This is a genomic window from Agrococcus sp. ARC_14 (assembly GCF_022436485.1).
Classification (GTDB): Bacteria; Actinomycetota; Actinomycetes; order Actinomycetales; family Microbacteriaceae; genus Agrococcus.
Genome location: NZ_JAKUDO010000001.1, coordinates 1980969 through 2004631 on the forward strand (window position 1 = coordinate 1980969; position 23663 = coordinate 2004631).

The following is a 23663-nucleotide window of genomic DNA, read 5'->3' on the forward strand; positions in this document are numbered from 1 at the left end:
GACCTCGCGTCGGCGGCACCTTCCGCTGCCCCCGGTGCGGAGAAAGCGCTAAGCGCCATCGAGTGACGTGGCCAGAAGGTCCGATCTGCGGGTCTTGCTACGTCCGCGCGGTCGAAACCTTCGGCACTTGCGCCAGCTGCGCACATGACGGCATGGTGCCCGGCCTTGACGAGAACGGCGACCCCATCTGCCGCGTCTGTGCACGCATCGAGACCGATCTCGACTGTGTGAAATGCGGTTTGGAGGCCGAGTTGATTCGAAACAAGAGATGCGCACGCTGCGTGCTCCGCGAGGACCTCAATGCAGTCCTCTCCCCCACCGATCCACCCGACCTTCGCCTCAAGCGTCTCGTCAACGTCCTGTGCGCCGTTGACCGGCCTGCGAGCATCACTGTATGGATGCGCGGTCCGGCCGCAAAGGATCTACTGACACGCATCGGTCACCGAGAGCTCGAACTCGACCACAGCGCATTCGACGCTCTCCCGCGCGCAAACTCCGTGGAGCACCTTCGTAGCCTCCTCGTCGCCCACGGCGTTCTCCCTGACCGCGGCAACGTCGACCTCGCCCGCTTCGATCTGTGGGTCGACCAACGCTTGCGCGACCTCGCGCCGCGTCCCCGCATCGTTGCGGCGCTCGAGCCGTTCGCCCGTTGGCACCACGCCCGCCGTCTGCACGATGACGCTGATCGCATCCGCAATCTCAACTACGCCACCCGCGCTGCGAAGCAGGAGATCACCGAGGCCGGTAAATTGCTCGCTTGGCTCGACGAGACGCGTGACGTCGCGTTCACCGATGCGGAGCAACGCCACATTGACGAGTACCTCAGCGAGGGGCCCTCGACGCGGAAGAGTGCCCGCAACTTCATCAACTGGAACCACAAGATCGGCGCCACCGCGCTCGGCTCCGGGCGCAAGCGCGAGGCGGTGACGACCCCACTGGCGACCGACTCCGAACGCCTCCAGCAGCTTGCGCACCTGCTCGCCGAGACCGACGCTCCGCTCGTGGCTCGCGTCGTCGGCTTGCTCATGCTCCTCTTCGGCACGCCTATCGGCCGCCTCGTCCAGTTGCGACGTGATGCGGTCACCGAGACACCTGAGGGGATGCGCATCGACCTCGGCGGCACGCAGCCAGCGCTCGTGCCCGGCGCCATTTCCGAGGTCGTCTTCGAGATGGTCACCAGCGTGGCGCAATCGCGAACCGCCACCGTCGATGCCGGCTGGCTCTTCCCAGGCCGCCGGTCCGGACAGCACATCCACCCAGACAGCGTCCGCGGCCAACTACGCAGGCTCGGCGTGACTGTGCTCGCTGGGCGCAATGCCGCTCTCGCCGATCTGACCCAAGAGCTTCATCCGGCAGTCCTTGCCGACATCCTCGGTTACGGTGCCCCAACTCTCACGCGCCACGCGATCCGAAGCGGTCTGGCTTTCGCAAGCTACGCCGCGCAGCCACGGACTCCGCGGTAGGTGAGGGTGTCACTCCAGACCGAGTTCTTTGCCAACCCGCGCCAGATGTGCACCGCCGTCGCGCTGCGGCGTCGTCTTTCCCGCTTCCCAGAAGCTCCGACGGAGTAGCGCAGTGATGTCGGCCGTGGTGGTGCGCTGGAAGAAGCGGATCAAAGCGCGGGAACCAAAGCCGAGCGTGTCCTCCAACATGTTGGTCCATCGCTCAGGGTCAGTGCGCCCTCTGCCCATCGCTGCACGATCGTCGAGTCGACGGGGACGCCATACCCGTTGTCGCTCACTGCGCCGCCCTCGCTGCGCGTTCCAGCGCCCGATACACGGTTGAGCGTGCGACGCCGAACAACTCGGCGAGCTCGCCCGTCGTGTGTGAGCCCGCGCGTTGGAGGCTGACGAGGTGTGCCTCCTGCGTCGGTGAGAGCTTCGGCTTCTTCCCCCGCAACCGTCCCTTGGCGCGGGCGACCGCCATGCCCTCGCGCGTACGAGCGCGGATGAGATCAGCCTCGAACTCGGCGACCATCCCGAGCACGTTGAACAGGAGTCGGCCGACGGGGTCAGTCGGGTCGTAGAGGCTGCCGCCGAGGCTGAGGCTGACGCTCTTGGTTGTGAGCTCGTCGGCGATGTCGCGCGCATCCGGCAGCGATCGCGCGAGGCGGTCGAGCTTTGACACGACCAAGGTGTCGCCTTCGCGACATGCGGCGAGAGCTTCGCGAAGTCCAGGTCGGGCGCGGTTAGTTCCCGTCAGCCCGTGGTCCACGTGGATGTTCCGCTCGTCGACGCCGAGACCGATGAGTGCGTCACGCTGAGCCGTGAGGTCCTGCGCATTGGTTGAGACGCGCGCGTACCCGATGAGCATCCTGCGACTGTAGCGTTTGACGCCCCCTCACCGGGCACTTCAGCGGGCGGGGCTTACGGGAATCACGGAGGTCAGCATCTACGCGCAGAAAGATCGACGCGCGAACTCTCCCTGGGTGTCCCGGTGAGGGATCGCCTATCGGGCAGAAGGTGTCTGCTCGCCTCCTACCGATGAGCCTGGATGACAGACTCAAGTGTGCTCGACGAATCTGGCCCGTGGCGTCAGTCGCTCTGGACCATGGCGGCGGCGCTGGAACGACGCATCAGCCTTCGCTCTTGGAGACCACGGACCGGCTACCTGGTCGAACGCGACATCGTCCTTGGAGCGTTCAGCATCCGGAAGCTCATCGAGTCCGAGAAGTGCTCGACGCTGTTGCCACACGAACGACTCTCCGCCGAAGTCCATCCACTCACGGGTCCGAGCCTCAATCCTTTGGATCGGTGGACTTTCTGGGAGTACTACTCCATGGAGCGGGGCCAGAAGCGCTCACTCACTGTTCGTGAGTTCTGCAACGTCGTCGTGCATTCATTCGTTCTCGACTTCGCCCCGGACAGCGAGCACGGCCCGGCCACCCTCTGGGTCGTCTCCGATCGCGAGAGGGACAAGCATCTCTACTCGATAGCTCTCCGCGAGCTCGTGACCCTCTTCAGGCGGGTTGCGAGCGAGGATGTTGTCCGCATGCGCATCGTGCGTGAGCAAGGGCGACCTCCGAGCTCGTACCGCCTGTCGCAACATGACCTCGTCGACGCAGGGTTGGCTGCGTACATCGAAGGAGCCCCGGGCGACTTCGACTGGGATGGGGACGAGCGTCGACTCGAGCTTGCGTTCCCCGCGATGCGCCGAAACAGTCCACCTCGGGGCTCTGCAAACCAGCGCTAGGGCGTGTCTGACAATGCCTTGGTCCAGATCGTGATGGCGTGGAGTACGGCGGCGGCGCGGTATGTGATGGCGAGTTTGTCGTAGCGGGTGGCGAGTCCGCGCCATTGCTTCAGCAGCGAGAAGCCGCGCTCGATGACGTTGCGGCCGCGGTAGTCGTCGGCGTCGAACGCGGGCGGCCGACCGCCGCGTGAGCCACGCCGCTTGCGGTGGCCGACCTGGTCCGCCGGCTCCGGGATCACCGCGGTGATGCCACGCCGTCGCAGCTGTCAACGGTCAGTAGGAATTGCCCATTGGCGGCCAGCAGAACTGCCCGCTGGTGGCCATGAGAACTGCCCGTACGCGGCCAGGAGTTCTGCCCACCGGGTTGTGGTGGCCTTGGCCGCGTCGGGCTCGGCATCAGGTCATCGGTGTCACCCCGTGCCGGCGAGCGCTTGCGCGAGGCGGATGGAGTCGCCGCTGGTCTGCGCGCGTGGTGGAGGAGCCGGTCGACGGTCGCGGTGGCGAGGGTCTTGGGCATGAGCTCGTCGAAGCCGGCGGGGTGGAGGTTCGAGGAGATCGCGATGGAGCGTTTCTCGTAGGCGGCGTCGACGAGCCGGTAGAGGCCCTCCGCGGCGACGTCGCCGACGCCCAGGAGCCCGATGTCGTCGACCTATCCAGACATCCACATAGATCGACGTATGCCGAGGCCGTGACGATGCCGAGGATCCCGTTCCTGATCGGGCCAGTTCGCTGCGATGGCAGCGGTTGGACCAGCCTCCGCGAGCCCCGAACTCGGCATAGTCGCGGCGTGGGGAGGAGCCTCGTCGTGGGGGCACCGTGCTGGGCTTCCCCTCGTATCGTGGAGACATCGCTTTGAGGAGTTGCGATGAACGGGAAGTATCAGAAGTTCGATGAGGACTTCAAGCAAGGCGCAGTGCGGGTGGTGACCGAGACCGGGAAGCCGATCGCGCAGGTGGCCAGGGATCTGGGTGTCAACGAGGGCACGCTGGGCAACTGGGTCGCGAAGTCATCTGTCGCGCTGAACCCCGGTACGTGGGGCGATCCACCGCTGCCGCAGACCTCGCAGGCTTCGCCGCGCTGCGTGCGAGCATCGACTCGGCGAGGCTCAGGCGACTGACGTGGGCGCTCGGGTGCTGATCACCGCGATCGGCGCGGTTCCCGTGACCTTCCTCGTCACCGTCGCGGTCGCCATCTCTCCCTAGGTTGCGATCCGCGCGGCAGCCGAGCCCGGCCGCGCGGCCTCCGACAGCAGCCGATGCAGCCGGTCCTCGAGCCCAGGCACCCGCAGATCGCGCACGAAGCCGTCATCGCGGGGGATGTCGCGGGTCACCGCGATCTCGCCGGCGATGCGCCCGGGCGCGCCCAGCACGAGCACGCGATCGGCGACCCTGATCGCCTCGCGGATGTCGTGCGTGATGAGCAGGATGCTCCACCGGTGCTCCGCCCAGATGCCCAGCAGCCAGCGCTGCAGCTCGTCGCGGGTGATCGCGTCGAGCGCTCCGAACGGCTCGTCGAGCAGCAGCACCGGCCGCCCCTGCACGACGGTGCGCAAGAAGGAGACGCGCTGACGCATCCCTCCGGAGAGCTGCCGGGGATAGAGGCGCTCGGTCCCTTCCAGCCCGAAGGGCGCCAGCAGCTCGGATGCCTTCGCTCGAGCCTCGCCTCGCGAGAGCCCTGCGACCTCGAGACCGATCCCGGCATTGTCGAGGATGCGTCGCCACGGCAGGAGCACGTCGCGCTGCGGCATGAAGGCGAAGGGCCGAGAGCGGCCGTCGATCTGGGCGCCGTCGTAGCGGATCTCGCCCGCGTCGGCCTGCTGCGCGCCGGTCAGCAGCGACAGCAGCGTCGACTTGCCGCTGCCGCTCGGTCCCACGAGCGCGACGATCTCGCCCGCACCGACCTTGAGCGAGACGTCGTCGAGCACGAGCTTCTCGCCGAACGACTTCCGCAAGGCTTGGATCTCGAGCTCACCGCCGTTCATCGTTCCGCCCCCTGCTCGATGCGATACCAGGGCACGAGCATCCGCTCGAGCAGGATGGCGAAGCCGTACAGGACCAAGGTCAGCAGGGAGCTGACGACGACGGCGGAGAGCACCAGGTCGGTGCGGAAGACGTTTTTCGCCGACTGCATGAAGACACCGAGGCCTGCCACCGCACCCGCATACTCCGCGAAGATCGCCCCGACGACCGCGTAGGTGATCGAGATGCGCAGGGAGGAGAAGAACGACGGGGCGCTGGACGGCAGCCGGATCATCCGGAAGACGGTCACGCGCGACGCCCCCATCGACCGCAGGAGGTGTTCGGCGTCGGGCTCGGCCGAGCCGAAGCCGCGCATGAATCCGACGACCATCGGGAAGAAGGTCACGAAGGCGACCAGCAGCACCTTCGGCAGCATGCCGAACCCGAACCACAGCACCACGAGCGGCGCGAGGGCGATCATCGGCAGGGTCTGGCTGACGACAACCAGCGGCAGCACGGCGCGTCGCAGCGGCGGTGAGAAGTCGAGCAGCGTCGCGGTGACGAAGGCGACCGTCACTGACAGGCTGAAGCCCAGGAGCGTCGCGGTCAGGGTGGGCATGGCGTGCCGCAGCAGCGCTTCGTGCTCGGCCACCCCGACCCGAGCGATGCGCGCCGGGGATGGCAGCATCTCGGCCGGTACGAGCCCCGCCACCGACACAGCGTGCCACAGGCCCAGCAGCACCAGCACCGCGACGAGCGGCGGGACGACCGCGACGACGGCGCCTCGGGCCGCAGACGCCGCGCCAGCAGCCGCGCTCGCGCTCACGGCAGCAGGTCGTCGGTGTAGTACGCCGACCAGTCGGGCACCTCGGTGACGGTCTCGCCCGCAGCATCGCCGAGGAAGCCTCCGTCGACCAGGAAGGCACCGAACTCATCCCATGCCTGTGGATCGGCCTCGCCGATCGCGCGCCCCTCGATCGTGAAGTAGCCGTCGGTCGCCATCAGCCGCGCGCTCGTGCGCACCAGCTCCTCGGCGTTGCCGAGGGTGTCGGGGTTCGCCTCGATCAGGATGTCGGCTGCCGCATCGGGGTCTTCGGTCGCATAGGCGTAGCCGCGCTGCACCGCCTGCACGAAGGCCGCAGCCTCCTCGGGGTGCTCCGCGAGGTAGGCGTCGCTCGAGATGATCCCCGTGGACTGCTGCTGGGGCACGCCGTAGTCCTGGTAGCGGAAGGCGCGGTACGGGTCGCCGTCGAGCTCGGTCTGGATGCCCTCCCAGGTGGCGACCGAGAGGGTGAAGTCGATCCGCCCCTGACTGAGCGCCTCGTACGCGCCGGTGTCGAGCACGACCTCGTCGAACTCACCCTCGCCTCCATCGCCGACGATCGTCGCCTCCGCCAGCGCCGAGTACAGCGGGGCGCCGAAGCCACCGAAGACGAGCCCGTCGAGGTCGGCGGGCCGCTCGACGTCGTCGCGATCACCGAGCACGACGAGCCGGCCGGTGTCGGTCTGCGTGATCCGGAAGACCGAGACGACGTCGAGCCCGGCGGTGCGCGCCGTCTGCACGTTCGCCTGGCCCCCGATGCCGAAGTCGGCCTCGCCGGCGGAGACGAGCTGCGGCGACGAGGCCGAGCCGTAGGGGAGGATCTGGACGTCGAGCCCTGCCTCCTCGAAGTAGCCCAACGCATCCGCCACATAGACGCCGATGTGGTTCGTGTTCGGCGCCCAGTCGAGCGCGAACGTGACGGGGGAGAGCGCCTCGTCCCCCTCGGATGACGCCGGTTCAGACGGTGCGGGCGACGCGCATCCCGTGAGCATCACGGCGGATGCGACAGCGGCGATGAGCGTGGAGGTCGCGGCCCTGCGGGCGCGGTCGGTGACGTGACGACGCATGGTGTGTGCCCTTTCGAATGGGGTCGGGGCACGGGTTGGAAGAGCTGCCTCCCTGCGCTGGCATGACCCAGATCAGGTTCGACGGTCGAAGGTTGGGGGCCTTCCTCTCAGCCCGGCCTACCGGACTCCCGTGTGACGCCATGCTATCGGAACGACTGCCTTCCGCGCTCGCGGCGAGACGGATGCCCCGCGCCCGCGGCAAGTGGCCCGCGGCTATCGTTGTGGGCGTGACCATGCCGACGGATCAGACCACGACAGCCCCGATGACTCCGCAGCAGTACGGCGTGGGGGCACGCTTCACGCTCTCGGTCTACAGCTCCGACTACGTCTCGATCATCCTCGGCGCCCTGGGCGAAGCGGATGCGACCGGTCTCACGGTCGAGACGAACGACATCTCGACCTTCCTCGGCGGTGCCGAGGCGGATGTGCTCCGATACCTGCGCGACGTCGTCGCGGCTGCGGCACGCACCGGCGCGCACATCTCGGTGAGCATCCTGCTCTCGCGCGGCTGCCCCGGCGAGCTCGAGTGCGAGCTGCCCGCCGGCGTCGGCGCTCTCGCCGCCGAGCCGATCTCGCTCCGGGCGACCGGCATCCGCGCCCGCGCGCACTGGTCGCTGTACCCGCTGCTCGACGGCGCGGCCGGCGGCGATCGAGCACGCGATCACATGACGCCGATCTACGACGTGATCGAGCGTGCGAAGCAGGATGGCCTCTACTCCGGCTCTGACCACTACGCTACGAGGCTCGACGGCGACCTCGCCGCCGTGCTCGAGACGGCGGCAAACGCCTGGATCGAGGTCGGTCGCACGGTGCAGCACGTCGCCACCCACCTCACCGTCTCGCTGAACAGCCCGACGCCCATCCCCGCGTGAGCCGCATGAGCGAGCGCCGCATGCACTTCGTGGGCATGGTGAACCCGCCCACGAGCCAGTACGCCGAGAACTGGCGCCACCCGCTCGGCCGGGGCGACTGGCTGCGGAGCGGCTTCTACGCCGATCTCGGCCGCACCCTCGAGCGGGGCCTGTTCGACATGGTCTTCTTCGCGGATGCGCTGGCGGTGCCCGAGGATCGTGAGGGCGGCTTCGGCATCACCCTGGAGACCGGCGGCAAGGGCAGCATCTACCTCGACCCCGTCGCGACCATCTCGCTCGTCGCCGGCGTGACCTCCCGCATCGGGCTGGGAGCGACGGTGTCTACGAGCTTCGTGCCCGCCTACGCGATCGCGCGGCAGCTGCTGACCGTCGACCACCTCTCCGGTGGGCGAGCGGCATGGAACATCGTCACCTCGACCACGGACGCCGAGGCGCGCAACATGGGGCGGAGCGCCATCGCTGACCCAGCATCCCGCTACGACCACGCCGACCGGGTGGTCGAGACAGTGCGAGAACTCTGGCATTCCTGGGAGCCGGATGCGCTCGTGCTCGATCACGACGGCCGTCGCTTCGCCGATCCTGCCGGTGTGCACCGCATTGCGGAGCGGCCGGGGGAGCCGCTCTCGCGCGGGCCCCTCACCCTGCCGCAAAGCCCGCAGGGGCATCCCGTGCTCATGCAGGCGGGCTCGTCGCCGCGCGGCCTCGCCTTCGCCGCCCGGTGGGCGGAGGTCGTCTTCGCGATCGGCGACACCGAGGAGGGGATGCGCGAGCTGCGCCGGGAGCTGCGCGACCGCGCCCGCATCGACCACGGCCGCGACCCCGACGAGATCCTCGTGCTGCAAGGCGTGCAGCCGGTCGTGGGCTGGACGGACGTCGACGCAGAGGCGAAGCTCGCGGGCCTGCGGGCCCAGATCGACCTGCCGGACGCGCTCACGAAGCTCGCCCGGCTGCTGCACGCCGACGCCTCGCAGCTGCGCTCGGACGCGCCGGCGCTCGAGCTCCTCGCCGCCCACCGCGGCGCCACCGGCAGCGTCGGCTTCGAGGAGATGCTCGCGTCGGTGAGCGCCAGGCGCCGCTTCTCGGTCGCCGACCTGGCGATCGAGCAGTCGCTCAACCAGCTGCATCCGCAGGTCGTCGGCTCGCCCACGACGGTCGCCGACGACCTGGAGCACCTGTTCCGCAGCGAAGCCGCCGACGGCTTCATCGTCATGCCCGCGCTGTACCACTCCTCCTTCGAGGACTTCGTCTCGGGCGTGATCCCCGAGCTGCAGCGTCGTGGCCTATTCCGCTCCCGCTACGCGGGCTGGACGCTGCGCGAGCACCTGCGCGACTGATCGCCTGATCGCCTGACCGGCATGGTCAGGCTGCCTGTCACCGCTCCGGGAGCACCCGCTCGAGGAAGGGCGAAGAAGGCGCATGCATTCGTCGAACTGCGACTCGAGCAGCCAGTGACCCACGTCGAGTAGGTGCAGCTCGGCATCGAGCAGGTCGCGCTACTAGGGCGTGTCTGACAACCGTTGAGCGCCGCTGGCTGGAGTCTGGTGGAATGTCGCGGTTTCAGTTGCTGTCGGATGCTCAGTGGTCGTTGATCGAGGAGGCGCTGCCTCGTCGGACGGGCCGGGCGGGGCGGCCGTTCGCTGATGCGCGGACGATGGTCGAGGCGATCATCTACCGCTACCGGTGTGGGATCGCGTGGCGCGACCTGCCCGGGGTGTTCGGGCCGTGGCAGACGGTCTGGACCTGGCATCGACGGCTCACCGCCGAGGGCACCTGGGACCTGGTGCTGCAGCGGCTGCTCGCGGACGCAGACGCGCGGGGACTGATCGACTGGTCCGTGTCGGTCGACTCGACCATCGCTCGCGCGCACCAGCACGCCACGAACCTCACCCGCCCCGCAAGTGTCTGAGGCAGGCGACGTAATGGACTGGCCCGCTGTGCCCAGGGGCCCGTCAGCCGCGCTCCATGATGCTCGTGTTCTGAACTATCGGGCAGCAGCTCACGACCTATGTTGATATCCCCGATATCCAGTCGAGTTGATACCGAAGCTCCGGCCCCGCTCTCCCTGAGGCCCAAGTCAGCAAACAAATCCCACCAAAACCTGCTGACCGGGCGTTTTCCGTGCGTGGTGGACTCTTAACGAGCGCCCACCGCTCATAGGTGATGCAGACAATGCACCAACCCGGCGTCCTGCGGCCCGGCCGGTGCGGCCCGGGTCGGGTCAGGCACAGCAGGAGGTGGGTAGTTCGTTGCGGAACAGCCCGGCGGCGATCCGCAGGCTCTCGGCCATGGTCAAGTAGGGAGCCCAGGTGTCGGCGAGGTCGTCGACGGTCATCTCGGCCTTGATCGCGTAAGTGGCGGCGAGCATGATCTCGCCCGCTCCGTCGGCGACCGCGTGGACGCCTAGGACCTTGCCGGTGCTGGCGTCGGCGACCAGTTTCAGCGCGCCGCGAGTGTCGCGGTTCACCAGTGCTCTCGGCACGTCCTCCAAAGCCAAAGTTCGGCAGGCACACGGGTGGCCTTGCTCAAGCGCTTCTTTCTCAGTGAGCCCTGCCGAGGCCAACTGTGGGCGGGTGAACATCACCGCCGGCAGGCCGGTGTAGTCCACCGTCTCACGCTTTGTCCCACCGTCGGCGAGTGCGTTGACGGCGGCGACCCGTCCAGAGGCGGCGGCGACGTACACGTACTGCGGAGTGCCCGCAACGTCGCCCGCTGCATACACCCGCGGGTTGGACGTGGCCTGGTGTTCGTCGATCACGACGAAGCCCCGGGCGTCGGTGTCGACGCCAGCTGCCGCGAGATTCAACGTGATGGTGTCGGAGTGCCTGCCGGTCGCCACCAACAGTCGCTCCGCAGTCACCTGGTTCCCAGACGCGGTGATCACTCTGACGCCGCCTTCCTCGGCGGTCTCGACGCCGGTCGCGTGTTCGGCGATCACGGCGATACCGTCATCGGCGAACACACCGGCCATGACCTCGCGCAACTCCGGCTCTGCGCGCGGCGCCAGGCGCCCGATCACAGTCACGCGAGCGCCGAGGTGCGCGAACAGCTGGGCCTGCTCCATCCCGACATAGCCGCCACCGATGATCACCAGCGACTCGGGCACCTCGGTCAGTTCCATCGCAGTCGTCGACGTCAAGTACTCCACGTCCTCGATCCCGTCGATGCCGCGCACCGTGGGCTGCGAACCGGTCGCGATCACGTAGGACCGTGCCCGCAGCGGCTTCCCGTCGACCTCCACCGTGTCCTTGTCGGCGAATCGAGCCTCACCTGAGATCAGCGGGAACCCCCACGCTTCAGCGACCTCGGTGTACTTGTGCTGCTTGAGTCGGTCGATCAACTCAGCTTTCTGCGCCACCAGGGCGTCCAGGTCCACGCCGTCCGCGGAGGTGGGAACGCCGTCGAACGGGTTGGTTAGCGCACTGTGCCGGGTCCCGGCAGCGGCCAGCAGGGTCTTGGACGGAATACAGCCGACGTTGACACAGGTCCCGCCCAGAGCGCCGCGCTCGATCAGTACGACCTCGGCGCCCGCCTTGCGGGCCGCGATACCTGCTGCCATCGCGGCCCCTCCCGACCCGATGACGGCCAGGTCAACGTCGTACTCCGCGCTCATCTCGATCTCCTCCGGTTTGGTATTCGCCCATCCATCACCCACCATGGACCTTCCAGTGCAGTAGAAGGTCAAGTACCGAGAGCGGAGACCGCCATGCGAATCGGTGAACTCGCCGAGGCCACTGGCACGACCACCAAGACCCTGCGGTTCTACGAGGACAGCGGACTGCTGCCGCCCCCCGAACGGACCGTCAACGGATACCGCGACTACGACCAAGAGGCCATCGCCAGGCTGGATTTCATCCGGCGAGGGCGCGCCGCCGGACTCACACTCGCTCAGATCCGCGAGGTACTCGATATTCGAGATACCGGGACCGCCCCGTGCCACCACGTCAAGGAGCTCCTCGACATCCGCCTCACTGCCCTCGACCAGCAGATCACCGACCTACAAGCGCTCCGCACCAACGTCGCCCACCTCCGAGACGGCGCCGCACAAGCCAACCCCTCCGAATGCCAGTCCAAGGACGTATGCCGCTACCTGTGAGCCCTTCGTGGCCATAAGCCCGCGGCGGTAGCGCATGACGACCGGTGCGGGCTGCTCGAGGCGACTCTGTGCTCAGGTTCACGACCTGGGTTGATATCTCCGATATCCAGTCGAACACGTGATACCGAACTAGTTCGGCTCCCCGACCCTCTCCTGTGTGCCGGCATGCAAGGCCGGGTGGATCGCTGGCGCTCGCTGCTCGAGGGCGCCGAGCCCGAAGTGGTCGACGGCGGCCTGCAGTAGCTGCTCCCGATCGCGGTCGTCGCGTCGGCGGCACGTGTCGCCGCCGATGAGCAAGCGTGCTGTCCGTTCTTCGCGTTCGATCTCGCGCTGCGCGGCGAGATGTTTGTGCTCGCGATGCGCACGCCTCCAGAAGGTGCGTCGATGCTCGCGGAGATCACCGGACAGCTCCCCCACACCGGATGACGCCGCGTCTGGTGCAGGCCTGGGACCAACACCAGGTTCCGATCTACCTCGCCGCGATCGCCGTCGGCGCAGCGGTCGGACTCATCTCCCGCTCCGTGTCGTACGAGATCCCCATGATTCCGGGCAAGTCGCGAGGTCGTTGGGTGCCCGCGATTCTCACGTTAGTGTCGCAATCTTCAATGCACGGCTGGTCGGGCCTCCCCGCTTGAACTGCCACCCAGGAGATCATCGATCTCCTGGAGGTAGGTCAACTCATGACGCTGACCGAGGTAAGTTTCCGGGCAGTGAGGTAGTGCTCCGCGTCGAGTGCGGCGGCGCAGCCAGTGCCTGCTGCGGTGATGGCCTGCCGGTATCGCTTGTCGACGAGGTCCCCGCAAGCGAAAACCCCGGACAGGTTCGTGTGCGTGGTGGGGTGGTCGACGAGCACATAGCCGGCGGCATCCAATGCGACCTGATCGGCGACGAGAGCGCTGCGAGGGTCGTGCCCGATCGCGATGAACAAGCCCTCTGTGCCGAAGTCGCTCTCCGCACCAGTGACCGTGTCACGCAGCGCTAGCCGCTCGACACCGTTGTCGCCTTCAATACAGACGACCTCGCTGTTCCAGCGGGGCGAGATTTTCGGGTCGGAGAGGGCTCGGTCCTGCATGATCTTTGAGGCGCGGAGCGAGTCGCGGCGGTGGATGAGGGTGACGCTCCGCGCGAATCGCGTGAGGAAGGTCGCCTCCTCGACCGCGGAGTCGCCGCCGCCGACGACGGCGATGTCCTTGTCGCGGAAGAAGAAGCCGTCGCACGTGGCGCACCACGAGACGCCGTGGCCCGTGAGCCGCTGCTCGCCCGGCACGTCGAGCTTGCGGTAGGCGGAGCCCATCGCAAGCACTACTGAGTGTGCCCGGAACTCCTCGGTCGCAGTCGACACCGTCTTCACCTCGCCGGCGAGCGAGAGTGCGGTCGCGTCGTCGTACAGGATGCGGGCGCCGAAGCGCTCGGCCTGCATGCGCATCTGCTCCATGAGGTCGGGGCCCATGATGCCGTGCTCGAAGCCGGGGAAGTTCTCGACCTCGGTCGTGTTGACGAGCGCGCCGCCCGGTTCGACGGAGCTGGCGAGCACGATGGGGTCGAGGCCTGCGCGTGCGAGGTAGACGGCGGCGGTGTAGCCGGCCGGGCCTGAGCCGACGACGATGACGTTCTCGATGCTCATGCGGTCGCCACTTCCAACTGCTCGAGCAGCGTGTCGACGTGCTGCGTGATCTCGTCGCGGATGCGACGGATCTGCTCGAGGTTGGCGCGCTCGGGGTCGTCGAGCTGCCAGTCCTCGTAGCGCTTGCCGGGGTAGATCGGGCATGCATCGCCGCAGCCCATCGTGACGACAACGTCGGCTGCGCGGACGACGTCGTCGGTGAGCGGCTTCGGGAAGGCAGCGTCGAGGTCGAGCCCGATCTCCCGCATCGCGGTGGCCACGTCCGGGTTGAGTTCATCTGCTGGCATCGACCCCGCGGAGCGGACCGTCAGTCGTCCACCCGAGCGCGCGCCGGCGATGGCTGCCGCCATCTGCGAGCGGCCAGCGTTCTGCACGCAGACGAACAGCACGCTGGGTTGGTCGCGGCCGACTGCGCCCTTCGCTTCTGCGAGCGCTCGGAGGCGGTCCTTCGAGAACCGGCCGACGCGCGTTGCGAGGTGCGCCTTCACCGTGGAGGTGCGAAGCAGCGCCGTGTAGGACTCGAGCACATATCGCTCGATCGTCTCGGCGGCGAAGATGCCCACGTACAGCTCGCTGAGCTCATCAGTGAGTCTGTGCAGGAAGCGCTCCGGGTACTGGATGCCTGGCAGCGGCGCTCCAGCACTCATGCCGGATCCTTCTCGGGGACCAGCTCGCCCAGCAGCTGCTCGATGCGCCCGCGGATGTCGTCGCGGACGCGCCGGACCGTCTCGATGTCCTTGCCCGCCGGGTCCTCGAGCTCCCAGTCCTCGTAGCGCTTACCCGGGAAGATCGGGCATACGTCACCGCAACCCATCGTGATGACCGCGTCGGACTCCCGCACAGCATCGGTCGTCAGCACCTTTGGCGTGTTGCCTGCGATGTCGATTCCGAGCTCTGCCATCGCCTCGATCGCGATGGGATTGATCTGGTCCTTGGGGGCGCTGCCGGCGGAGAGCACTTCGACGGCCCCGCCGGACAGCGCGGACATGAACCCCGCTGCCATCTGCGAGCGGCCAGCGTTGTGGACGCAGACGAACAGGACGGTGGGCTTCTCGGTCATCTCGCTTCTCGTTCCTTCTCAGTGGCGCGCGGCACGCGCCTGCCGTTCGTTCGACGGCGATCTATAGATACCGCAGTTCGGTGAACGGCAGGTAGCAGATCAAGCGACCCAACCCCGCGGGTTACCGAGCGAGACGGGTCGCGCTTCGCACGAGCAGTCGTCCGGAAGGGAGACCTCTAGTTGCAGCTTCACAGTGATGGGCTCGGTCGCGCTCTCCGTGGGGAGCGTGACCTCGTGCTCGATGATCTGGATTGTCATTGGCTACCTCTCGTGCATCATCGATGGAGTTCGATGCAGTCAGTACATCGCATACATCGATGCTTGTCAATGAACGGGGATAAGTAGACGCGTTGATCTATGGATGGCTTGCGTTCACCGGCCGTTCACATAGATCATCTTCTATGGGTTTGTCGCTGTCCGGCGGCATCGTTACGCGCGGAGCCCCCGCCTACGAGAGGACAATCAGTGCCCAAGCCCTTCACCAAGCCCGCAGTGGCCGCCGCGGCGCTCGCAACCATGCTGCTGCTCTCCGCTTGCGGTGGACAGCAGGACACCGCAGCGCCGGATGGTGGCGACGCGAGCTCGTCCGGCCTCTCCGGCGCCGTCGTCGCCGACGGCTCATCGACCGTCGCGCCGCTCAGCGAGGCAGCCGCCGACCTCTTCCGCGACGCCGAACCGGAGATCAACGTCACCGTCGCGACGAGCGGCACCGGCGGTGGCTTCCAAGCGTTCTGCGCTGGAGAGACCGACATCTCCAACGCCTCGCGCGAGATCAAGGACGAGGAGGCCGAGGCCTGCGCCGCCGCCGGCATCGAGTTCACCGAGCTCGTGGTCGCGAACGACGGTCTCTCGGTCGTCGTGAACCCGGAGAACGACTGGGCCGACGATCTCACGCTCGAGCAGCTGCAGACGATCTGGGCCCCGGAGTCGGAGGGTGTGGTGATGAACTGGAACCAGGTCGACCCGTCGTTCCCCGATCAGCCGCTGACGCTCTTCGGCGCGGGCACCGACTCGGGCACGTTCGACTACTTCACCGAGGCCGTGAACGGCGAGGAAGGCGCGATTCGCGCGGACTACAGCCCATCGGAGGACGACAACATCACGGTGCAGGGCGTCTCCGGCGATGTCGGCGCGCTCGGCTTCTTCGGGCTGAGCTACGTCGAGGAGAATGCCGACGCCATCCGCGCGGTCTCCGTCGACGGCGTCATGCCGAGCACCGAGACGGTGCAGGACGGCTCGTACACGCCGCTCGGCCGTGAGCTGTTCATCTACGTCAATAACGCTTCCTACACGGACGAGGCGCAGGTCGCCGCGTTCGTCGATTTCTCGATCGAGAACCACGCGGAGATCGCCGAAGCAGCACTCTTCGTGCCGCTGACCGAGGAGCAGGTGCAGGTCGCGCAAGACGAGCTGGCATCGCTCGGCTGAGGACGCGTTCATCCATGACGAGCACCATCGCACGGAAGGGTGGCCCGGGTCTGGACCCGGGCCACCCGCCCGCGCCGTCGCTCCGCGGCCGCCGCCGTCCCGGCGAGGCGCTCGCCAAGCTCGCACTGCGCATCGCAGCCGCCGTCACCGTCGTCACGACGCTCGGCATCGTGGTGGCGCTGCTCGTGCCCTCGCTTGGCTTCTTCGCAGAGGTTCCGCTGGGCGACTTCCTGTTCGGCGATCGCTGGGCACCCCGATTCGCCGACGCATCCTTCGGCGTACTGCCGCTCGTGACGGCGACACTCTGGACCACGGTCATCGCACTCGCTGTCGCGGTGCCGCTGGGGCTCGGCGCTGCGATCCTGCTCTCCGAGTACGCGGGCCCGAGGCTGCGCAAAGTGCTGAAGCCGCTGCTCGAGATTCTCGCAGGCGTGCCCACCGTCGTCTACGGCTTCTTTGCCCTGCAATTCGTGCAGTCGACCGTCCTGCGGGAGTGGCTGCAGCTGCCGACCGGAGCATTCAGCGTGCTTGCCGCGGGCCTCGTGATGGGCGTCATGATCATCCCCACGATCGCCTCGATCTCGGAGGACGCAATGTCGGCTGTTCCGCAGGCGCTGCGCCAGGGCTCCGCGGCGCTCGGAGCGAACCGCATGCAGACGACGCTCCGCGTGGTGTTTCCCGCGGCGTTCTCGGGCATCGTTGCTGCAGTCGTCCTCGGCATCTCTCGCGCTGTGGGCGAGACGATGATCGTTGCCATCGCCGCGGGCAATCAGGCGGTCATCGTGACCGACCCGCTGCAGCAGGGGCAGACGATGACCGGCTTCATCGCGAACGCGGCGCTGGGCGATTCGCGCGTCGGCTCGCTTGAGTACGACACCCTCTTCGCGGTCGGCCTGCTGCTGTTCTGCATCACGCTGGCGATCAACGCGATCAGCATCGCGCTCGTCCGACGATTCCGAGAGGCGTACTGATGACGACGCTGCAGTCCGCGATCCGGGGCATCCGCCCCCTCACCGGCCGAGGCGGCGAGCGCCGAGCAGGCCCCGTGGTCTTCCTCATCCTGCTGTGGCTCTCGCTCGTCATAGCTTTCGGCGTGCTTGCGACTCTCATCGTCACGATCGTGCTCGATGGCATGCCGCAGTTCACCAGCCGGCTCTTCACCGAGTACCCGGACTCCTCACCAGACGAGGCCGGCGCCCGCCCGGCGATCCTCGGATCGATCTGGGTGATCGTGACGACAGCGGTGATGACCGTGCCCCTCGGCATCGCGGCGGCCGTGCATCTCGAGGAGTTCGCCGATCGGCGCCGCTGGTTCAACCGCCTCGTCGAGCTCAACGTGCAGAATCTGGCCGCCGTGCCGTCGATCGTCTACGGTCTCCTTGCCCTCGCGTTCCTGTCCCTGCTCGGCGTCGAGAACAAGAACATCGTCATCGGCGGTGCGCTCGCCCTGTCGTTGCTTATCCTCCCTGTCGTCATCATTGCCACGCGCGAGGCGCTTCGCGCCGTGCCGGCGGAGATCCGGGATGGATCCCTCGCGCTCGGCGCGACACCGCTGCAGACGACCTGGCGCCAGACGCTGCCGGCAGCTGTCCCTGGCATCGCAACGGGCACGATCCTGGCACTCTCACGCGCGCTGGGCGAGGCAGCGCCGCTCCTGGTGCTCGGTGCCCTCGTATTCGTGAGCTTCGACCCCAACGGCCTGCTCTCGGGCTACACGACCCTGCCGATCCAGATCTTCGGCTGGACCGGCCGGCCACAGGAGGGCTTCCACGAGCTCGCTGCCGCGACGAGCGTGCTCCTGCTCGGCGTGCTACTGGCGATGAACGCCGTCGCGATCCTCATCCGCAACCGATTCCAGAAGCGTTGGTAATTCCCATGACGAACCGCTCCGAGACCCCTACCATGCACATCCGCGCACGCAACCGCGTCGAGCTCGACGACCGCCCGACCCAGGCTGTGCTGAGCTGCGAGGACGTCGACGTCAGCTACGGCGACTTCCGCGCCGTCCGCGGCATCAACCTCGACTTCGGCCTCAACGAGATCACCGCACTCATCGGGCCATCCGGTTGCGGCAAATCGACGCTGCTGCGCTCGCTCAACCGCATGAACGACCTCATCGAAGGAGCGCGCGTCGAGGGCAAGGTGCTGTTCCACCAGCAAGACCTCTACGCGCGCGACGTCGATCCGATCGAGGTGCGCCGACGGATCGGCATGGTGTTCCAGAAGCCCAACCCCTTCCCGAAGTCGATCTACGACAACATCGCCTACGGCCCCCGCGTGACCGGCATGCGCGTGAGCTCGATGGACGACCTGGTCGAAGAGGCACTGACGCGCGCAGCGCTGTGGGATGAGGTGAAGGACAAGCTTCGCGACTCCGCACTCGGTCTCTCGGGCGGTCAGCAGCAGCGGCTCTGCATCGCCCGCACGATCGCGGTGAAGCCCGATGTCATCCTCATGGATGAGCCGTGCTCGGCGCTCGACCCGATCGCGACGTCACGCATCGAAGACCTCATGCAGTCGCTACGCGACGACTACACGATCGTGATCGTCACGCACAACATGCAGCAGGCAGCCCGCGTCGCGGACCGCACCGCCTTCCTCACCGCATCCGTCGACGAGAAAGGCCAGCGATTCGGCGCACTGGTCGAGTTCGCGCGGACGTCGCAGATCTTCGAGCGGCCCGCCGACGAGCGCACCGCCGACTACATCTCGGGCAAGTTCGGATGACGCTCGCCGCGACCGGCCACGCGACAGTCGTCGCCCTCGCCGCGGATCTGGTGCGAGGGCGCCCGTCCGAGCACCGCTTCCATCACTTCCACGTCGTGACGAGGACGAGCCCGGTGGCGGCACTCGCCGAGGCCGCGCGCAACGCCGACTCGGTACTGCTCGTGCCCTCCGAACTGGCAGGCGGATGCCTCGACGAGGTTCTGGAGCTGGCCACCGGCGCGATGTCAGTGCCGGTACTGCTGGCGCTGACACCAGGTTGGACGCAGGAGGCAGCCTCGATCGCGGTGAACCGCGGGGTACGCGGCCTTCTCCTCGCACCATCCGCGCCGGTCGAACTCGGAGACGCCGCGCACCGCGCCCTCGCCGGGTCGAGAGGCCGCGCGTCAGAGGTTCTGCGCGTCGGCGCGCTGACGCTCGACGTCGGACAGCATCTGCTCGCATGGCAGGACGAGCCGATCGATGCTCGCCCCCAGCACCTTTCCACCCTCCGGAGGCTCATGCTCGCGCACCCGGGTCCGGTGCCGCTATCGGATCTTCGCAGCCGGCCTGGCTTGCGCGATGCGGGTGTGACGACCGTGCGCTCCACGATCAGTCAGCTGCGCCGGATGCTGCACACGGCGACCGCATCGAGGATCTCGATCGACGTGACTCCGCGGGTCGGCTACCGCGTGCGGGTCAACGGCTGAGACCGAGCTCGTCGATCAGCTGTTCGACGCGATGGCGAATCTCGTCGCGCACGCGCTGCTGCTCGTGCCGCGGCAGTCCGACCGGGTCATCGAGCTGCCAGTCGAGGTAGCGCCGGCCGGGGAAGACCGGGCACGCGTCGCCGCACCCCATGGTGATGACGACGTCAGCGGCCTTCACGACCTCGTCGGTGAGCGGCTTCGGGAACTCCGCCGCGATCGGGATGCCGACCTCATCGAGGACGTCCACGATCTCCGGATGCACGCGTGCGGCCGGCGCGGACCCCGCCGTGCGCACGTTGACGCGCCGGCCCACGAGGTGCCGCAGCACGGCAGCGGCGATCTGCGAGCGGCCAGCGTTCTGCACGCACACGAACAGCACCTCCGGCGCGCTGGTGAACGTGCGCCCCTCGGCGGTCGCCAGCGCGCCCAGGCGCTCGGCGGCGAAGCGTGCCGTGAGTGAGGGCACGTGCATCTCGATGCGTGAGCGGTTCAGCAGCAGCGTGTAGCTCTCGGCCACGTAGCGCTGCACCGTCTCGGCGGCGAAGACGCTGCTGAAGCGGTAGGCCAGGTCCGCTGCGACCTTCGCGATGGCTGGGGGGACGTCGCCGGCGGGAGGAGCTGCGGCTGAGCTCGCCGTGGCATCGTCGGCGACGAGCAATCGGCCGAAGCGCATGAGGGCGTCGGCGGAGGCGGTCGGCCGACCGTTGTGGAACTCGATGAGGCCGACGGTCCGGAGCGCGGCGATCCCCGATCGCATCCCGGCGTCGTCGAGCCCGAGCTCGGGGCCATCGATTGCAGCGGCCGTCGCGACGGCGCTGAGCAGTCGTAGCAGCACCGGGTCGGAGAGCGTGCGCAGCTGCGCCACGCGAGTCGTCGCCGATGCGGCGTCGAGCGTCGGGCCGACGATCGATCGATCGGGACGCGTCATCGCAGGAGGTCGTTCACGTCGTCGCGGCGATCGGGCGCGAGCGACAGCCACACCTGGCGGCCGCGCTGCTCGCGTACGAGCACGCCCTCGCCGACCAGGATGCGGACGTGGTGGGTGACCGTCGGCTGGGTCAGTTCCAGCGATTCTGCGAGTGCGCCGACGGTCACCTCCCCGATGGGCGACTGTGCGATCACGCTGAGCACCTGGAGGCGGGTCGGATCGGCGAGGGCGCGCAGGGTGTGCGCGATGCGCTCAGCCCCCGAGCGATCAAGGGGCGCGCGGTGGTCGCGCGGACGCTCGATCGCCGGCTCACCCATGCAGCGGAGTCTATCTGTCGGGCTGCAGCCCGGCCGCTCATGCGCAGCAGCCCGACCCGCCGACATCGGTCGAGCACACGCCGGTCGCCGGCAGGCCGAGCTCCCGCGCCGCGACGGCAGCGCTGTCGCCAGCCATCCACGCCGCTACGGAGCGCACCTGCTCGTGACCGGTGGCCAACAGGAAGGTCGGCGCTCGACCGTAGCTCTTCATGCCCAGGATGAAGAATCCCTCCTCCGGCTGCCGGAGCTCGCCGAAGCCGTGCGCCTCGACAGTGCCGCAGGTGTGCTCGTTCGGATCGATGAGGGGTGCGAGCAGACGCGGTGCCTCGACGATGTCGTCGAGGTCGAGGCGGATCTCGCGCAGCATCGCGAGATCCGGGCGGTAGCCGGTCGCGTTCACGACCCGGTCCACCTCGATGCGCATCGGCTCGCCGCCGCGGCGGCCGATGAGCTCGACTCCCTCGGCAGTCCGCTCGAGGCGCGCGATCTCGAACCGGTCGAGCCGTTCGATCCGGCCCTGGCGGACGAGCTCCTCCACACGTCCGTCGAGCGCGGCGCGTGCGATCAGCTCGTCGTCTTCGGACGTCGTCACGCGCACGGCGCTCGCGTTCCGGATGCACCAGAGCACGCGCGTAGAAGGCTCCTCTTCGGCGAGCTGCGCGAGGGCCAGCAGCGTGTTGGCTGCCGAGTGGCCCGCGCCGACCACCGCCACCGTGCGGCCCGCGAAGCGTTCGCGGTCAGAGCCGAGCACATCCGGCATCGCGCGCTCGATGCGGTCGGCCGCAGCCTCGGCGCCGATGGGCTCGAGGCCGTCGGAGGAGAGGCTGTTCGGCGAGCGGTACGTGCCCGAGGCATCGATGACGAAGCGTGCGCGCTCTTCGACGATGTCGCCCTCAGGCGTTCGGAAGCGGATCGTGAAGGGTGCACCCGAGCGCCCCTGCGTCCGCGTGCGGTCCATCCCTGCGCGAGCGATGCCGACGACCTCGGCGCCGAGCACGAGGCCGTCGGCGATCGACGGCGTCGAAGCCAGCGGGATCAGGTACTGGTCGATCAGCTCGTGGCCGGTGGGCAGCACGGACGGATCGGGGACCTGCCAGCCGCTGGGCTCGAGCAGGCGCCGCGCGCTGTCGTCGACGAGGTAGCGCCACGGTGAGAAGAGTCGCACGTGGCCCCACTGCCGCATGCTGTCCGCGACCGTCTCGCCGGCCTCATAGATGCGCACCGCGATGCCGCGCTCGATCAGGTGCGCTGCTGCCGCGAGACCTATCGGGCCTGCGCCGATGATCGCCACCGGCAGGCTTTCGGTTCGGTGCTGCACCGGCGGGGGAGTGAGTGTGATGAGCGTCATGGCGCCTCCTTCATCGACATCGATCGATCCAGTGTCATCGATGGATCGACATATGTCAATGCAACCGCTAACCTGGCCGTATGACCACCGCGATCCCGGCCGAGCAGGCTGTGTGCCGCACCTCGATCACGAGCGAGCCGATCTCGGCGCAGGATGCTGTGGCGCTCGCGAGGCAGCTGAAGGCGCTCGCGGACCCCACTCGTCTGCGGCTGGTGTCCATGGTCGCGGCGTCTGAGAGCGGCGAGGCGTGCGTGTGCGATCTGACGGAGCCTTTGGATCTCGCCCAGCCGACGATCTCGCACCACCTGCGACTCCTCACGGACGCGGGCATCCTCTCGCGCACGAAGCGGGGGACCTGGTCGTACTACCGCCTCGTGCCTGGGGCGCTGCAAGGCATCGCCACTCCGCTCGCTGCCGGCTGACGTGACGGAGGTCGTCGTCGTCGGTGGCGGTCAAGCCGGTCTCGCCATCGGCTACCACCTGGCTCGGATGCAGCGCGATGCACGGCGGGGCCGACGCTCTGCCGCCCCCGAGTTCATCATCCTCGACGAGCGCAACGAGCCAGGCGGAGCATGGAGTGAGCTCTGGCCGAGCATGCGCCTGTTCTCACCTGCGAGCTCGTCGTCCCTTCCCGGCATGCGCATGTCGCCTAGCGCGGAGGAGACGGCGACTGCGTCAGAAGTGGTGCAGTACCTGCGCGACTACGCGGAACGCTATGCGCTGCCGATCTCCTGGGGCACACGCGTCGATCGGGTGGCACGCGAGACAGACGGATCCTTCATCCTGCACGCGGCAAGGCACGAGCAACGCGCGCAGGCAGTGGTGATGGCTACGGGCTCGTGGCGGCGGCCATTCGTGCCGACAGCCCCGGGCCTCGCCGAGTATTGCGGCGAGCAGCTGCACACCATCGACTATGCAGGCCCCGAGCATTTCGTCGGGCGCCGCGTGGCGGTCGTCGGAGGCGGCAACAGCGGAGCGCAGATCGCCGCAGACCTGGATGGCGTTGCTGCCGTCACCTGGGTGACGCGTCGTCCCCCGAAGTTCCTGCCCGACGAGATCGACGGGCGAGCGCTCTTCGAGGCGGCCTCGAAGCAGGCGATCGAGGGTGGCCGGGGTGTCGGGGAGCTCGGAGACATCGTGGCGGTGCCGTCTGTCCGGGCGGCGCGCGATCGCGGGCTTCGGGCGCGATGGGATCTGGAGCACTTCACCTCTCGTGGCGTCGCCTGGCGCGATGGCTCCGAGACCGAACTGGACGCGGTGATCTGGTGCACCGGATTCCGTCCTGATCTTGGAACGCTCAGCGCGATCGATCTCGCTCGCAGCGGAGGCATTCCCGCGACTCGACCCGAGCTGCCGACCGCATCCGCATCGATTCCGGGACTCTACTTCCTCGGCTATGGCGATTGGTGCGGCGCGGCGTCTGCGACGCTCGTCGGCGTCGGACGCATGGCGCGCGCCACCGCCGAGCACCTCGATTTGATGCATCGACAGACATCGATATAACGTAAGACATCGACGCGCATCGATCTGTGCGCATCTC

General features: G+C 68.0%; 26 protein-coding genes, 2 pseudogenes and 1 riboswitch. Of the genes and pseudogenes, 14 read left to right on the plus strand and 14 right to left on the minus strand.

Annotation, left to right across the window (positions count from 1 at the left end):
- Positions 1-155: 155 nt before the first annotated feature.
- A complete protein-coding gene (locus MKD51_RS09740) occupies positions 156-1463 on the plus strand; it encodes a site-specific recombinase (RefSeq protein WP_240240108.1) in 1308 nt (435 codons plus the stop codon).
- A 9-nt stretch (positions 1464-1472) separates the two neighbouring features.
- Here MKD51_RS09740 and MKD51_RS09745 read toward each other — a convergent pair whose 3' ends face one another.
- Together MKD51_RS09745 and MKD51_RS09750 are read right to left on the minus strand one after the other, a co-directional pair.
- The gene (locus tag MKD51_RS09745; protein ID WP_240240109.1) at positions 1473-1652 is read right to left on the minus strand and encodes a hypothetical protein; all 180 of its coding nucleotides are present in this window, start codon (positions 1650-1652) and stop codon (positions 1473-1475) included.
- 85 nt (positions 1653-1737) lie between these two features.
- Positions 1738-2313: a recombinase family protein gene (locus MKD51_RS09750; protein WP_240240110.1), complete on the minus strand. Its 576-nt coding sequence runs from the start codon at positions 2311-2313 to the stop codon at positions 1738-1740.
- 180 nt (positions 2314-2493) lie between these two features.
- Between MKD51_RS09750 and MKD51_RS09755 the strand changes: the two genes are divergently transcribed.
- Positions 2494-3192, plus strand: coding sequence for a hypothetical protein (locus MKD51_RS09755; protein ID WP_240240111.1), 699 nt, complete (start codon positions 2494-2496; stop codon positions 3190-3192).
- On the opposite strand, the pseudogene MKD51_RS09760 reads toward MKD51_RS09755, so the two are convergent.
- Both MKD51_RS09760 and MKD51_RS16225 read right to left on the minus strand, forming a co-directional pair.
- Positions 3189-3446, minus strand: a pseudogene (locus tag MKD51_RS09760) (transposase); the annotation flags it as partial. The gene MKD51_RS09755 and the pseudogene MKD51_RS09760 sit on opposite strands and share 4 nt — an antisense overlap.
- Complete coding sequence (locus MKD51_RS16225; protein WP_346986725.1) at positions 3428-3832, minus strand: ATP-binding protein; 405 nt, start codon at positions 3830-3832, stop codon at positions 3428-3430. The gene MKD51_RS16225 and the pseudogene MKD51_RS09760, both read right to left, overlap by 19 nt.
- A gap of 225 nt (positions 3833-4057) precedes the next feature.
- Here MKD51_RS16225 and MKD51_RS09770 point away from each other — a divergent pair, with 225 nt between their 5' ends.
- Positions 4058-4309 (plus strand): transposase, encoded by a 252-nt coding sequence (locus MKD51_RS09770; protein ID WP_240240112.1) that lies wholly within the window; start codon positions 4058-4060, stop codon positions 4307-4309.
- Positions 4310-4390: 81 nt separating this feature from the next.
- Here MKD51_RS09770 and MKD51_RS09775 read toward each other — a convergent pair whose 3' ends face one another.
- From MKD51_RS09775 to MKD51_RS09785, 3 genes are read right to left on the minus strand one after another with little or no spacing between them, the layout of a single operon-like run.
- On the minus strand, positions 4391-5173 hold the full coding sequence (locus MKD51_RS09775) for an ABC transporter ATP-binding protein (protein WP_240240113.1): 783 nt from the start codon (positions 5171-5173) through the stop codon (positions 4391-4393).
- The gene (locus tag MKD51_RS09780) at positions 5170-5976 is read right to left on the minus strand and encodes an ABC transporter permease (RefSeq protein WP_240240114.1); all 807 of its coding nucleotides are present in this window, start codon (positions 5974-5976) and stop codon (positions 5170-5172) included. Before MKD51_RS09780 ends, MKD51_RS09775 begins: the two co-directional genes overlap by 4 nt.
- A complete protein-coding gene (locus MKD51_RS09785; protein ID WP_240240115.1) occupies positions 5973-7040 on the minus strand; it encodes an ABC transporter substrate-binding protein in 1068 nt (355 codons plus the stop codon). The genes MKD51_RS09780 and MKD51_RS09785 overlap by 4 nt, the downstream gene beginning before the upstream one ends.
- Before the next feature lie 31 nt (positions 7041-7071).
- A riboswitch (TPP riboswitch) is annotated at positions 7072-7182 on the minus strand.
- Between the two features lie 91 nt (positions 7183-7273).
- Between MKD51_RS09785 and MKD51_RS09790 the strand changes: the two genes are divergently transcribed.
- The 3 genes and pseudogenes from MKD51_RS09790 to MKD51_RS09800 all read left to right on the plus strand — a co-directional run.
- Positions 7274-7912, plus strand: a complete 639-nt coding sequence (locus MKD51_RS09790) for a Ykof family thiamine-binding protein (protein ID WP_240240920.1) — start codon at positions 7274-7276, stop codon at positions 7910-7912.
- A gap of 5 nt (positions 7913-7917) precedes the next feature.
- On the plus strand, positions 7918-9246 hold the full coding sequence (locus tag MKD51_RS09795; protein ID WP_240240925.1) for an NtaA/DmoA family FMN-dependent monooxygenase: 1329 nt from the start codon (positions 7918-7920) through the stop codon (positions 9244-9246).
- A gap of 212 nt (positions 9247-9458) precedes the next feature.
- A pseudogene (locus MKD51_RS09800) lies at positions 9459-9803 on the plus strand (transposase); the annotation flags it as partial.
- Between the two features lie 327 nt (positions 9804-10130).
- Here MKD51_RS09800 and merA read toward each other — a convergent pair.
- On the minus strand, positions 10131-11522 hold the full coding sequence (merA, locus tag MKD51_RS09805; RefSeq protein WP_240240116.1) for a mercury(II) reductase: 1392 nt from the start codon (positions 11520-11522) through the stop codon (positions 10131-10133).
- A 93-nt stretch (positions 11523-11615) separates the two neighbouring features.
- Between merA and MKD51_RS09810 the strand changes: the two genes are divergently transcribed.
- On the plus strand, positions 11616-12005 hold the full coding sequence (locus tag MKD51_RS09810; protein WP_240240117.1) for a heavy metal-responsive transcriptional regulator: 390 nt from the start codon (positions 11616-11618) through the stop codon (positions 12003-12005).
- A gap of 673 nt (positions 12006-12678) precedes the next feature.
- Here the strand turns inward: MKD51_RS09810 and trxB are convergent.
- Genes trxB through MKD51_RS09825 form a run of 3 tightly spaced genes read right to left on the minus strand, consistent with a single transcriptional unit; the run spans position 12679 to position 14689 of the window.
- The gene (gene trxB / locus MKD51_RS09815; RefSeq protein WP_240240118.1) at positions 12679-13629 is read right to left on the minus strand and encodes a thioredoxin-disulfide reductase; all 951 of its coding nucleotides are present in this window, start codon (positions 13627-13629) and stop codon (positions 12679-12681) included.
- The gene (locus tag MKD51_RS09820) at positions 13626-14276 is read right to left on the minus strand and encodes an arsenate reductase ArsC (RefSeq protein WP_240240119.1); all 651 of its coding nucleotides are present in this window, start codon (positions 14274-14276) and stop codon (positions 13626-13628) included. The genes trxB and MKD51_RS09820 overlap by 4 nt, the downstream gene beginning before the upstream one ends.
- On the minus strand, positions 14273-14689 hold the full coding sequence (locus MKD51_RS09825) for an arsenate reductase ArsC (RefSeq protein WP_240240120.1): 417 nt from the start codon (positions 14687-14689) through the stop codon (positions 14273-14275). Before MKD51_RS09825 ends, MKD51_RS09820 begins: the two co-directional genes overlap by 4 nt.
- Before the next feature lie 465 nt (positions 14690-15154).
- Here MKD51_RS09825 and MKD51_RS09830 point away from each other — a divergent pair, with 465 nt between their 5' ends.
- From MKD51_RS09830 to MKD51_RS09850, 5 genes are read left to right on the plus strand one after another with little or no spacing between them, the layout of a single operon-like run.
- A complete protein-coding gene (locus MKD51_RS09830) occupies positions 15155-16117 on the plus strand; it encodes a PstS family phosphate ABC transporter substrate-binding protein (protein WP_240240121.1) in 963 nt (320 codons plus the stop codon).
- A gap of 14 nt (positions 16118-16131) precedes the next feature.
- Positions 16132-17088: a phosphate ABC transporter permease subunit PstC gene (pstC, locus tag MKD51_RS09835; protein WP_240240122.1), complete on the plus strand. Its 957-nt coding sequence runs from the start codon at positions 16132-16134 to the stop codon at positions 17086-17088.
- Positions 17088-17987, plus strand: a complete 900-nt coding sequence (gene pstA, locus MKD51_RS09840) for a phosphate ABC transporter permease PstA (protein ID WP_240240123.1) — start codon at positions 17088-17090, stop codon at positions 17985-17987. Before pstC ends, pstA begins: the two co-directional genes overlap by 1 nt.
- Before the next feature lie 32 nt (positions 17988-18019).
- A complete protein-coding gene (gene pstB / locus MKD51_RS09845) occupies positions 18020-18844 on the plus strand; it encodes a phosphate ABC transporter ATP-binding protein PstB (RefSeq protein WP_240240124.1) in 825 nt (274 codons plus the stop codon).
- A complete protein-coding gene (locus MKD51_RS09850; protein WP_240240125.1) occupies positions 18841-19530 on the plus strand; it encodes a hypothetical protein in 690 nt (229 codons plus the stop codon). The genes pstB and MKD51_RS09850 overlap by 4 nt, the downstream gene beginning before the upstream one ends.
- Here the strand turns inward: MKD51_RS09850 and MKD51_RS09855 are convergent.
- The 3 genes from MKD51_RS09855 to MKD51_RS09865 are packed head-to-tail and all read right to left on the minus strand — an operon-like array spanning position 19520 to position 22123.
- Positions 19520-20458, minus strand: coding sequence for an arsenate reductase ArsC (locus MKD51_RS09855; RefSeq protein WP_240240126.1), 939 nt, complete (start codon positions 20456-20458; stop codon positions 19520-19522). The two genes, MKD51_RS09850 and MKD51_RS09855, sit on opposite strands and share 11 nt — an antisense overlap.
- Positions 20455-20775, minus strand: a complete 321-nt coding sequence (locus tag MKD51_RS09860; protein ID WP_240240127.1) for a metalloregulator ArsR/SmtB family transcription factor — start codon at positions 20773-20775, stop codon at positions 20455-20457. Before MKD51_RS09860 ends, MKD51_RS09855 begins: the two co-directional genes overlap by 4 nt.
- Positions 20776-20812: 37 nt before the next feature.
- Positions 20813-22123: an NAD(P)-binding domain-containing protein gene (locus MKD51_RS09865; protein WP_240240128.1), complete on the minus strand. Its 1311-nt coding sequence runs from the start codon at positions 22121-22123 to the stop codon at positions 20813-20815.
- Positions 22124-22203: 80 nt separating this feature from the next.
- Here MKD51_RS09865 and MKD51_RS09870 point away from each other — a divergent pair, with 80 nt between their 5' ends.
- Complete coding sequence (locus MKD51_RS09870; RefSeq protein ID WP_240240129.1) at positions 22204-22545, plus strand: metalloregulator ArsR/SmtB family transcription factor; 342 nt, start codon at positions 22204-22206, stop codon at positions 22543-22545.
- Position 22546: 1 nt separating this feature from the next.
- Positions 22547-23626 carry an NAD(P)-binding domain-containing protein gene (locus MKD51_RS09875; protein ID WP_346986707.1) on the plus strand — a complete coding sequence of 360 codons (1080 nt, stop codon included), beginning with the start codon at positions 22547-22549 and terminating at the stop codon, positions 23624-23626.
- Positions 23627-23663 lie beyond the last annotated feature (37 nt).